Source organism: Anaeromusa sp., assembly GCF_028691475.1.
Taxonomy (GTDB): Bacteria; Bacillota; Negativicutes; order Anaeromusales; family Anaeromusaceae; genus Anaeromusa.
The window spans coordinates 1-11,043 of record NZ_JAQUZF010000093.1; the positions used below are offsets into that span (position 1 = coordinate 1).

An 11,043-nucleotide genomic window follows, 5' to 3' on the forward strand; every position below is an offset into this window, starting at 1 on the left:
TGATTATACAGATTGCGAAGGATGCAGTAGGCAGTAAAGGCCCCCGCGCTACGGCGCAGATTACTCTGCCAGGACGCTATGTGGTACTGATGCCTGGCGCTGATTATGTTGGCGTTTCCAGACGTATTGAGCAGGAAGAAGAACGAGAACGCTTGAAAGAGCTGGCTGAATCACTGCGGCCAGAGGGCATGGGGCTGATTGTGCGTACTGTAGCGGCAGGTTCAGGCCGGGAGGATCTGGAAAAAGATATAGCCTACCTTTGCAATCTTTGGCAAACTCTGCTGGCGCGGCATCAACGCAGCCAGGCGCCGCATCTGCTGTATCGGGATGCTGACTTAGTCATTCGCCTGATCCGAGACCAGTTCACCCAGGATATAGAGGAAGTGCTTGTGGATCAAGGCGATGCATACCAACGCATGCGGGAATTACTGTTGCGCATTTCTCAGGAACTGGCGGAGCGAGTGAAACTATATACAGCCAAAGAAGACATGTATGTGCGTTTTGGCGTGGAGGAGCAGCTGGCTCTTTTATCCGGCAGAGAAATCCCCTTGGACTGCGGCGGTTTTATTGTTATTGATCAGACCGAGGCGCTTACTGCAATTGATGTAAACACAGGGAAATTTATTGGTAAAAGTACGTTGGCTGAAACTGTGTATCACGCCAATCTGGAAGCGGCGCAAGTGATAGCTCGACAACTGCGGTTGCGCGATATCGGCGGTATTATCATTATTGATTTTATCGATATGGAGAGCGAAGAAGCGCGCCAGGGAGTTATGGAGGCGTTGCAAAAAGAATTGCGCCGAGATCGAACCAAAACACATGTTATGGGCTTTACGTCTTTAGGCCTATTAGAAATGACTCGCAAGAAATCGCGGCAGAGCATCGGCGCCTTGCTGCATGCGCCCTGTCCTTGCTGCAGCGGTCGCGGCCGCATTCGCTCCAGCGAAACTATTTTTTTAGAAGTAGCTCGCGAACTTCGGCGGCGGCAGCGGCAGAATTTGCTCCAGGGAAATGTGACACTGCAGTTGTCGGCTTTTCTGGCGGAACAGCCTTTTTTAGGACAGCGTTTGCGGCAATGGGAAAAAGAGTTTTGTCGTTCGTACTCTGTAGAGAGAAATACGTCCTTGCAACCGGAACAATATGTACTCCTAGGCTAACAGAAAAAGAAAATTTTGCGAAACAGGTAAAATGTATTGACTTGTTTGTACTTGCCTGTTATAGTAAGACCCAAGGAAAAAAAGAACAGGCAATGACCGGGAGAAGTACATCGAATTTCTTTTACAGAGAGCTGTGGGGCGCTGTGACACAGTAAAGAAGACGGTGGAAATACACTCGTGAGCTGCGGTCCGAACGGAATTTTTCCAAGTAGGATACGACGGAGCGCCACCGTTATCAGAGGCTAAGGTATCGGCATTGACCAGCCTGTACCTAAATGAGAGGCTTGCTTTGCAAGCAGGGTGGTACCGCGGATGCATGCATCCGTCCCTGAGAGGGGACGGGTGCTTTTTGTTTTTTAAGGAGGTGGTTGCCATGGAAGATGGCTATGCCTATCAGATACAGTGCATTCAAAAAACGAGGAAAAAAAATGCGCCCTGCGGCGCCTAAAAGGAGATATTTATCATGATCGTAGTTATGAAAAAGAACGCCCACCAGGAAGACGTACAGCGTGTAGTGGAATACATTGAGCAGGCAGGCTTGCGTCCGCATCTTTCGGACGGCTCCACCCATACGATTATTGGCGTAATTGGCGCGCGGGAGGCGATTGACGTACTGGCCTTAGAAGCGCTGCCTGGTGTTGAAAAAGCAGTGCCTGTCAGCTCGGGGCTGAATTTGGTGAGCCGGGATGTTAAGGAAAGCAATACCATCGTAACGGTTGGCGACGCGCAGATTGGCGGTACAGAATTGGCCGTCATGGCGGGACCTTGCGCTGTGGAAAGCAAGGAACAACTGAGGGAAGCGGCCCTGGCGGTAAAAGCCGGAGGCGCTCAATTTCTAAGGGGCGGCGCCTACAAGCCGCGCACTTCTCCTTACGCGTTTCAAGGGCTGGAGGAGCAAGGCCTGAAGTTTTTGGCGGAAGTCAGTCAGGAAGTGGGCCTGCAAGTGGTTACCGAAGTGGTGGATGTGGAATCTTTGGATCTGGTAAGCAATTACGCGGACATGCTGCAAATCGGCGCTCGCAATATGCAGAACTTCAAGCTGCTGCAGGCAGTGGGCAAGAAAGGCAAGCCGGTTTTGTTGAAGCGGGGCTTGTCGGCGACGATTGAAGAATGGCTGCAGGCGTCTGAGTACATCTTGCGCGAAGGGAATTTTCAATTGGTCCTTTGTGAACGAGGGATAAGGACCTTTGAGCCATTCACGCGCAATACCTTGGACCTGAGCGCTGTTGCGGCTGCGAAAATGTTAAGCCATCTGCCGGTTATCGTGGACCCGAGTCATGCTACCGGTAAGTGGAACCTGGTGGCGCCGATGGCCAGAGCCGCCATTGCCGCTGGTGCTGACGGCCTGATGGTAGAAGTTCACCCGGAACCGGCGCGGGCTCTTTGTGATGGCAATCAGTCCTTGACGCCTAAGAATTTTAATCTTTTGATGAACGAGGTTCGCTCCTTTGCCGGTTTGATGGGTAGGAGCCTATCGTGAAGCGGGTTGCGATTTTAGGCTTAGGCCTGATTGGCGGTTCTTTGGGCATGGCGCTGCGGAACAGCGGCGCCGATGTGTTTGTACATGGATTTGATAAAGCGGAGGCAGCAAGGCAGCTGGCGCTGGAACGAGGAGCTGCGGACATTTGCTTTGCTACCGCTGTTGAGGCGGTGGCGCAGGCTGACATTGTCATTCTGGCGACACCAGTACTGCAAATGGCGTCTTTAATGGCCGAAATTGCGGAAAAATTACCTGCCGGATGCGTTGTTTCCGATGTGGGAAGCACTAAATCGGCTGTTTCAGAAGCGTTAGAAGCGCTGTTGCCGGAGCATTGTTCTTATATTGGCGGGCACCCTATGGCTGGCGGCGAAAGAAGCGGCATGAAAGCGGCGCAAAAAAACTTGTTTCAGGGACAGTGGTATTTGCTGCTGCCTGGGAAAAGAGCTTCAGAGGCGCAAGTGGAAATGTTGCGAACCCTGCTGCTTCCCTTGGGGGCTAAGGTTGCCGTCATGCATCCTCAAGAGCATGACCAATGGGCGGCTGTAATTAGCCATATTCCCCATGTAACGGCGGCAGCGCTGGTGCATTTGTTAGCTAGGGCCGAGCTGGGAGACGCTCGGGTGCAAATGGCGGGGGGCGGCTTTCGAGACACTACGCGCATTGCTTCCTCCGATGCAGACATGTGGGCGGATATTTGCATTAGCAATGCTGCGCAGATACACCGGCAAATCGGGAAGCTGCAGGATATTCTTGCAGAATGCGCTCAAGCGGTTGAGGCCGGAGATCGGCAGAAGCTGCATGCTTATTTTTTGCAGGCACGCACCTTTCGGGAAAGCTGGCTGATGGATTTACGTTAATTTACTTCGGAAATTTGCAAACTTAAGGCAGGAAGTTATTAGTGAGCGACGAAGACCTATACAATATGTGAAAGTTATGTGAATTCCAAAGCGGAATTAGCAGGACTGGATAGGTCGGGAGGCGCTTGGGATGCAACAATTTCGCCAGCAAGGAGCTTCGCTGCTAGAACTGTTGGTGATTTGCTCAGTAATTATGATCTTGATGGCGGCAAGTGCGCTTTATTGGCGGCTGCCTAGAGGCGCCCCTACGGAGGTAGGGGCGCAACAGTTGGCGGCGGATTTAGCTTTGCTGCGACAGTGGTCGGTTAATACAGCCATGGGAACGTCGGATCGCCCTTATGAGCAGCCCGTATTTCCCTCGCTATATTTTGTTGGCGTTCCGATTACGGGCTATCAATTGCTGCGAAACGGAGCTGTTTGCAAGACCGTTCAACTGCCTGACGAAGTGGTAGTCAATTCTCCTTGCGGTCGTCAAGTTCAATTTAATCAAGCCGGGCGTATGCCTGTTGGCGTTACCCTGACATTACGGCGCAATCGTTGGCCGACGCAGGCAATGAACGTAGTCTTGGATATGCCGGGGCGGATTGAGGTGCGCAATGGCTGGATGTAAGAAGACGCAGGCAGGAATTATCTTAGCGGAAGCGCTGCTGGCTTTTTTTATCTTTTTCAGTGTTGGCGGCGCTGTTTTTGCTTTTTTGAAGACGGAATGGCTTGCCGTGCAAGAAGCCAAAGCGCGTTCGTTGGCGGCGCTGGCAGCGCAGGAAGAAATGGAACGACTGCGCACAGGGGAAGCTCTCCCAGGACAGGAAGAGCGGCAGCTTTCAGGAAGCTTGGTCGTGCAGTGCCGCCGAACGTTGCAGAGCAGCACAGCCAGCCCCTCCTTAAAGGAGGCGGTTGTATGGTTCGGCTGGCAAGGCGCAGATGGTCTCAGGCACGAACTGCAATACAGCACCTTACTTCCCTGAGAAAAAGGCTTGGGATCGCAAATTCCAGGGGGGTTACTTTAGCGGAACTCCTGGTCGCCATGTTGCTATGGAGCGCACTGCTGAGTTGTGTAGTTCCTGCAGCTAAACTAGGCGTAGCGCTGACGCAGGAAAGTTTCACGCAAATTCTTTTGCAGAGGGAAGCTCGCTTTTTGATAGATGCTATTGCCAGGGATGTGATGCTGGCCAGCTATGTGGAGGTGCCGGACTCAACGCATTTAAAACTTTATATGAAATATCAGGCGGAAAAACCTTGTACGAATGTCAGCTATTGCTTTGATCAATCTATGCTGTTGTTACGGCGGGAACAGAACGGAGGCGGCGCTCAGCCGGTAAGCAGCGGCGCAGGGGCCGTGCGAACCTTGCCGTTGCGCCATTGTGCGTTTACTCTTATTCATAGCGGCGGTGTAGACAACGTGCGCATTCAGCTGACAGTACAAGACGGGCAAAAGCTATTGTCGCTGGAAACACAAGCCGCTTCCTGCAGTGGTTGGGGGCGTGGACATGGGTTGTAAAGACCGAAGAAAAAGAGGGTCTATTCTTGTTTCCGTTTTGGTTCTTTGTTTTTTTCTGTTAGCTCTAGGAACTGGCATTGCAGCTTATGTACATAGCGAAGCGGCTACCGCCGCCGCCTTGAGCCGGGGAATTCAGGCGCAATATCTGGCAGAAGCAGGAATTCAGGATGGTATCGTCAAATTAGCTTCTGATAGGGCGTTTAACGGCTCGTATAGCCGTAACCTAGGCAGTGAAGGAACTTATAAAGTAAGCATTTTAGCTCGCCAGCCCTGGCGTCGTCTGTTGGTGTCTCAGGCGAATTGCCAGGGAGAAGCACGGCAGTTAGTTGTGGAAGCCGACCTTTCCTTGACTCTTTCTCGCTGCTTGCTGGCGACGGAACGCGATTTGTTTTTGAGTGAGCAGGACTATTTGCAAGGCTTAGTTTCAGCAGGAGGAACGATACACGGCAGGCAAGGCGTTTTTGTGGATGGCCCTTGTTTAGGACAAAAAATTGAGACCGATGGGGGCGTGAGCGTGGGCGGCTGCCATCCTGCGGCAGACTTGACGGTGCCAACTCCTCCTATTGCTGGACACCGCGATGCGCCCTTGTTGTCGCCGGATCAATTTGTTAACGGCGATTTTTATTATTCCGGCACGCTGTTGCTGGTGCAGCCTTCGGTCGGTCTGGGGGCCAGCGGTACGGTTTATGTGGATGGCGATGTCTATGTACCTGCCTACTATCACTTTCGAGGTCCGTGGCTGTTGGCGGCGAGCGGCTCCATTATTGTCGGCCATGATGCCAAACTGGAACAAGTATGGTTATGGGCCGGACAGCATTTGACAGCGGGCGACCGGGTGCAGCTTGTTGGAGGAGCTTGGAGCAAGGACTTTCTTCAGATTGGCGAACAAGCTCATTTATACGGAGCTGCGCCGCCGTTATTTTCAGAGCTTCCTTCTGCTAGTGCAGATGTCTTTTTGCTTCGTTCCTGGAATACTTACGAATTAAAGGAGGGCCTTTGAATGAATGTAAAAAACTGCATGGAAGAACTGGTCTGGAGCCATTTGGATCGCGTCTTGGATTCGTACCCTGAAAACGTCTGCCGCTGTCCGCGCTGCCGGAATGATTTGGCGGCCTTGGCGCTGAATTTTCTGCCGCCGCGCTATGTCGCCACAGACCGTGGCGAGATTTTCACTAAAATCAGAGGGCTGGAAGCGCAATTTACGGTCGATGTGATTAGTGCAATCAGTATGGCGGCGGTTATTGTTAATAAAAATCCTCGTCATACAGAAGAGTAAAGAACTTTGTGGGAGCGGATGCGGCAGATTTGGCGGCGACGGAAATCTGTGGCAGCTGTGGGGTTTGAATTTGGCGCCATCCATCTAACAGTAGCGGAACTGGGGCAAACACCTGACGGGCCGATGAGCTTACGGCAATTTGCTATTGAAGACAGGCCGCGGGGGGAGAAGGCGGTTTCTTCTCAAATAGCCGGGGAACTTCTGCGAGATGCCATAGGCCGTAACGGTATGCAGGCAGAAGTTGCTGTGGCGGGTATTGGAGCAGAGCACTCCTGTTTTCAAGTGCTTCGCTTGCCGTTTATGCCTGAAAAGGAACTCTTGGAAGCAGCGCGCTGGGAATTGCAGCCTTTTCTGGCAGAGGAGGCTAAACAGTATTATTATGATGCGGCTGTTCTGGAGAGTGATTCTGTTGCTGGGGATACCTTGGTGTTTGCTGCTGCCGCACTTAGAGAGCGTGTTGACTGGCTTGCTGCTGCAGCCGGCGAGGCGGGAATGAAGCTGGCTGCGGTGGAACCTGAAGCTGTGGCTTTCGCGCGAGCCAACGGGGAGCCTGAAGAGGCGCTTTTGGTTAAGGTGGAAGCGGAACATGCGCATTTGTGTTTTGTTCATCAAGGGATTCCTGGGGCCGTCGAAACGATAGACGGAACGGAAACAGAGCTTTCTATAGTGGAATTGGCGGCAGTCTTAACGGAAAGAACGGCGGCTTATCAGGCTTTGCATGCGGAGTATCCTCTGCAAAGCATTTATTTAGGAGGCGAACTTCTAGAGAAAGAGGCGTTAGGACGAGTTGCAGCCAAACAGACTGGGTTGCCTGTGCTGCAGAATGCTTGTTGGCAGCAGGTAACCGCGGCGCCTCTTTTTGACAAGTCGTTTTTAGAGACGGCGGCTCCGGCCTTGTCTCTTAGCATCGGTTTGGCCATGAGGGGGGTCCAAAGTGGTTTGCGTTAACTTTCTGCCGCTAGCTCAACGCGGCGGCCGGGATCGGTTACAAAAATTAGTATGGTTTCTTACAGGTGTTTTTTTTGTTTTGGCAATGACTTTAAGCTTTTTTTATTTCTGCCTGTTGCAACGGCAAGAAGAAAAATGGCAGCAGGCTTGGAATCACTATCAGCTGTTGCTGCCGGTGGAGGCGTCCCGACGAGAAGAAGCACAGTTGCAGGAGCAAATTGAAAGCAAGGGGCGTCGTGTGCAGCAGGTGCTGCAGAGGAGCCTTCCTTGGGGCTATGCCTTAGAAACTCTTGGACAGAGGCTGCCGCCGCAAGTCTGGTTGCAGGAAATCAGTGCTGAAGCAGGCGGTCAATTGCGCTTAAAGGGGATGGCGCTTACGCAACGGGATTTAGTGGCTTTTATGAAGAATCTAGAGAACCAGCCGTCATTTAGCGGCCTAAGCCTAGGTTTGGTAGAGGCGGATGAGCAGAGGCTGGATCATTTTGAATTGTCGTTACGTTTTAAAGGGAGATGAAGGTTTCCTTGCTTTCTTTTTATCGTTTTTGGCAGAACCAGTCTTTGTTGCGTAAATCAGGTGCTTTTTTGGTGAGCGTTTTTCTTTTGTTTATGGGAATTGTTTTTTCTTATATTATGCCATGCCGTGAGCGGCTGCTGGCGTTGGAAGCGCAAACCAGGCAGCAAGAAGAAAAAAACGAACAATTGGAGAAGTATGGCTTGCAGGATCAACGTTCCAGGAAACTGTTGCTGCAAGAAAAGTATGTGTTGCTGCAGCAGAAACTACCACCGGGGCCGGAGGTGGGCTCGTTTTTGCTGGAGGTGGAGCAGGCGGCGCGAGATTCCGGGGTAGCGATTGTGCAGGTGCGTCCTAGAGAGGTGCAACAAGAGGCCTCATGGCTTCAGCTTCCTGTGGAATTGGCGGCGCGCGGCTCGTTTCAAAATATGCAGCTTTTTTTGACGTCCCTGGGAAAACTGAATCGGTTGGCAGTATTGCAAAGCCTGGTTTTGCAGGAGCAGCAAGAAAATGTGCAAGCAAAGCTTACTATTACTATATACTGTGATAAAGAGAATTGAAGCATAAAGCAGGAGGGCGCGATCATGATACGGTATTTGACTGCGGGAGAATCACATGGACCATCTTTGACGGTGATTATGGAAGGAGTGCCCGCAGGGGTAAAGCTGGAAGAGAAGTTGCTGCAACAAGAGATGGCGCGTCGGCAACAGGGCGTAGGTCGCGGCGGCAGGATGGCGATAGAAACCGATACAGTCCGGGTTACATCAGGCGTGCGCTTTGGGGAAACCCTAGGTTCGCCTTTGACTTTGGTGGTGGAGAACCGGGATCATGCCAATTGGCTGGATAGAATGGCGCCTTTCGGGGCCCCCGCAGGGGAAGCGGTTACTGCCGTGCGGCCTGGGCATGCGGATCTAACTGGCGTATTAAAGTATGACCGTCAGGATGCGCGCGATATTCTGGAACGAGCCAGCGCTAGAGAAACGGCAGCGCGCGTAGCGGCCGGCGGGGTATGCAAACAGCTTTTAGCAGCCTTAGGCGTCCAGGTGCGTTCTCATGTTGTTAATTTAGGCGGCGTGGAATCACCGTTGCAAGGTATGGAGGCTTTTCAGGCTTGGCGGCAGCCGGATTCGCAGACAGCTTGCCTGGATGAGGCGGCTTCGCTGGCTATGAAACAGAGAGTAGCAGAGGCGCAGAGCACAGGCGATACCCTAGGCGGCGTGATTGAGGTCTTTGCAGACGGACTGTGGGCGGGACTTGGCACCTATGCCCAAGGAGATCGGCGCTTGGATGCGCGCTTAGCGGCGGCCATGGTTTCGATTCCCGCCATTAAAGGCGTTGAGTTTGGCGAAGGCTTCCAATACGCAAACTTGTCTGGAAGCCAAGCGCATGATGAAATTTTTCATGCTGACCCTAAAGGCTTTTTTCGCCGTACTAATCATGCCGGTGGTTTAGAAGGCGGCATGAGCAACGGGGAAGTATTGTGGCTGCGTCTCGTAATGAAGCCGATTCCCACGTTAATGCAGCCTTTGGCTACGGTGGATTTGCGGACTAAGGCGGCCGTAGACGCCTGCAAGGAACGCAGCGATGTCTGTGCTGTGCCGGCAGCGGCAGTAGTGGCGGAAGCCATGCTGTCCATTACTTTGGCGCAGGTAATTAGCGAGCAATTTGGCGGCGATTGTTTCCAGGACCTAAAACATAACATCGCAGCTTATAAACAGCGTTTGGAGCAGCGAGCATGAGACGCAATCTTGTTCTAATTGGCTTTATGGGAACCGGCAAGACTACGATTGGCAGGATTTTAGCGGCAAGACTTGGCTACCCTTTCGTTGACAGCGATCGTAAATTAGAAAGCCAGGAAGGAAAAAGCATTTCCGAGATTTTCGAGCAAGCCGGCGAAGAAGTTTTTCGCGGCAAGGAAAAGGAAATGATTGCTCGCCTGTCGCGCTATACAGGCACCGTCATTGCCACCGGCGGCGGTGTGGTTCTGGACGAGGAGAATGTAAAGCGCTTGCGGCGCAATGGAATTTTGGTTTTACTCCAAGCCTCGCCGGAAGTTATTTTGGAGCGTACCGGCCGACGTCAAAGTCGCCCGTTGTTAGCGGTAGAAGAACGGGAAGAACGCGTGCGCTCCTTGTTGACCCAGCGTGAAGAGGTATATACGCAAGCAGCAGACGTAGTTATTGATACAAGCGAATGCGGGCCGCAGGAAATAGCGGAAAAAATAGTGGAGTTTGTAAGGCAAGGAGGCTGGTTGCGTGGACATCGTAGAAGTGGTCACCGGTGAAAGAAGGTACGAGATTCATATTGCAGCCGGAGTGTTGGGACAATTACCGGCTTTGTGCTCGCAAGCGGCCTTGAAGGCGGGAAAAACGCTGGTGGTGACAGATGAGAATGTGCGGCCTTTATATGGCGAGGCCGTGAAAAACGTATTAGAGGCGGCGGGCTGGCAAGTACGCTTGGCTGTGGTTCCGGCCGGTGAAAGTGCCAAAACCTTCGCTTGGGCCCAGCGACTGTATGATGAAGCGTTGCTAGCGGGAATTGACCGAAAGCGGCCTATTATGGCCTTAGGCGGCGGTGTTGTAGGGGATTTGGCGGGATTTGTGGCGGCTACGTTTTTACGGGGTGTTCCTTTTGTGCAACTGCCGACGACCTTATTGGCGCAGGTGGATTCCAGCGTGGGCGGCAAAGTCGCGGTGAACCATCCGCAGGGCAAGAATCTGATCGGCGCCTTCTATCAGCCGCATTTGGTAGCGGCGGATGTGGCGACCCTAGATACCCTGCCAGAACGCGAATGGGCCGGCGGCTTGGCGGAGGTCGTGAAGTACGGAGCGATTTTTGACGCGTCGTTTCTGGAATGGCTGGAGAAGCATGCGGAGGCTTTGCGTCAAAAGAGCTGCGCAGAAATAGAATACGTTATTGGCGTTTGCTGTCGCCATAAAGCGGCGATTGTAGCGGAAGACGAGAAGGAAACAGGCCGGAGAGCGCTTTTGAATTTTGGCCATACGATGGGCCACGCCTTGGAAAGCGCTACTGGCTTTGCACAGTATATTCACGGCGAAGCGGTGGCGATTGGCATGATCGGAGCGGCTTACTTGGGAGAACTCTGCGGCGTGACGGCTCCGGGAACGTGTGAGCGGCTGGAGCGCATTTTAAAAGCCATTGCTCTTCCCATACGGAGCACGGTATGTTCTGCGGAGCAATTGGCGCCGCTTTTAATGCATGATAAAAAAGTGGCTGAAGGGACGCTGCACTGGGTGTTGCTGCAGGAAGCTGGAACGGCTTTAGTGACTAAGCAAGTAACTGAGGCGGATGTACT

General features: G+C 52.6%; 14 protein-coding genes and 1 other annotated feature. All 14 genes read left to right on the forward strand.

Annotation, left to right across the window (positions count from 1 at the left end; all coding sequences use genetic code 11):
* On the forward strand, window positions 1-1,157 hold a 1,157-nt coding region (locus PHF27_RS11150; RefSeq protein WP_300069906.1), incomplete at its 5' end, for an Rne/Rng family ribonuclease.
* A gap of 83 nt (window positions 1,158-1,240) precedes the next feature.
* Window positions 1,241-1,490, forward strand: a binding site (T-box leader).
* A gap of 130 nt (window positions 1,491-1,620) precedes the next feature.
* Window positions 1,621-2,637: a 3-deoxy-7-phosphoheptulonate synthase gene (gene aroF, locus PHF27_RS11155; protein WP_300069909.1), complete on the forward strand. Its 1,017-nt coding sequence runs from the start codon at window positions 1,621-1,623 to the stop codon at window positions 2,635-2,637.
* Entirely contained in the window at window positions 2,634-3,494 is an 861-nt protein-coding gene (locus tag PHF27_RS11160) for a prephenate dehydrogenase/arogenate dehydrogenase family protein (protein WP_300069912.1), read from the forward strand. The genes aroF and PHF27_RS11160 overlap by 4 nt, the downstream gene beginning before the upstream one ends.
* Window positions 3,495-3,624: 130 nt before the next feature.
* On the forward strand, window positions 3,625-4,104 hold the full coding sequence (locus PHF27_RS11165; protein ID WP_300069915.1) for a hypothetical protein: 480 nt from the start codon (window positions 3,625-3,627) through the stop codon (window positions 4,102-4,104).
* Window positions 4,091-4,459 (forward strand): hypothetical protein, encoded by a 369-nt coding sequence (locus PHF27_RS11170; RefSeq protein WP_300069918.1) that lies wholly within the window; start codon window positions 4,091-4,093, stop codon window positions 4,457-4,459. The genes PHF27_RS11165 and PHF27_RS11170 overlap by 14 nt, the downstream gene beginning before the upstream one ends.
* Window positions 4,460-4,518: 59 nt before the next feature.
* Window positions 4,519-4,992, forward strand: a complete 474-nt coding sequence (locus PHF27_RS11175) for a hypothetical protein (RefSeq protein WP_300069921.1) — start codon at window positions 4,519-4,521, stop codon at window positions 4,990-4,992.
* On the forward strand, window positions 4,982-5,992 hold the full coding sequence (locus PHF27_RS11180) for a pilus assembly PilX N-terminal domain-containing protein (RefSeq protein ID WP_300069924.1): 1,011 nt from the start codon (window positions 4,982-4,984) through the stop codon (window positions 5,990-5,992). Before PHF27_RS11175 ends, PHF27_RS11180 begins: the two co-directional genes overlap by 11 nt.
* Window positions 5,993-6,268 (forward strand): late competence development ComFB family protein, encoded by a 276-nt coding sequence (locus PHF27_RS11185; protein ID WP_300069927.1) that lies wholly within the window; start codon window positions 5,993-5,995, stop codon window positions 6,266-6,268.
* Window positions 6,269-6,274: 6 nt separating this feature from the next.
* Entirely contained in the window at window positions 6,275-7,216 is a 942-nt protein-coding gene (locus tag PHF27_RS11190; protein ID WP_300069930.1) for a hypothetical protein, read from the forward strand.
* Between the two features lie 85 nt (window positions 7,217-7,301).
* On the forward strand, window positions 7,302-7,730 hold the full coding sequence (locus PHF27_RS11195) for a PilN domain-containing protein (protein WP_300069946.1): 429 nt from the start codon (window positions 7,302-7,304) through the stop codon (window positions 7,728-7,730).
* Window positions 7,731-7,801: 71 nt separating this feature from the next.
* Window positions 7,802-8,287, forward strand: coding sequence for a type 4a pilus biogenesis protein PilO (gene pilO, locus PHF27_RS11200; protein ID WP_300069934.1), 486 nt, complete (start codon window positions 7,802-7,804; stop codon window positions 8,285-8,287).
* 24 nt (window positions 8,288-8,311) lie between these two features.
* Window positions 8,312-9,466: a chorismate synthase gene (aroC, locus tag PHF27_RS11205; RefSeq protein WP_300069937.1), complete on the forward strand. Its 1,155-nt coding sequence runs from the start codon at window positions 8,312-8,314 to the stop codon at window positions 9,464-9,466.
* On the forward strand, window positions 9,463-10,011 hold the full coding sequence (locus PHF27_RS11210; protein WP_300069940.1) for a shikimate kinase: 549 nt from the start codon (window positions 9,463-9,465) through the stop codon (window positions 10,009-10,011). The genes aroC and PHF27_RS11210 overlap by 4 nt, the downstream gene beginning before the upstream one ends.
* On the forward strand, window positions 9,983-11,043 hold a 1,061-nt coding region (gene aroB / locus PHF27_RS11215; protein ID WP_300069943.1), incomplete at its 3' end, for a 3-dehydroquinate synthase. The genes PHF27_RS11210 and aroB, both read left to right, overlap by 29 nt.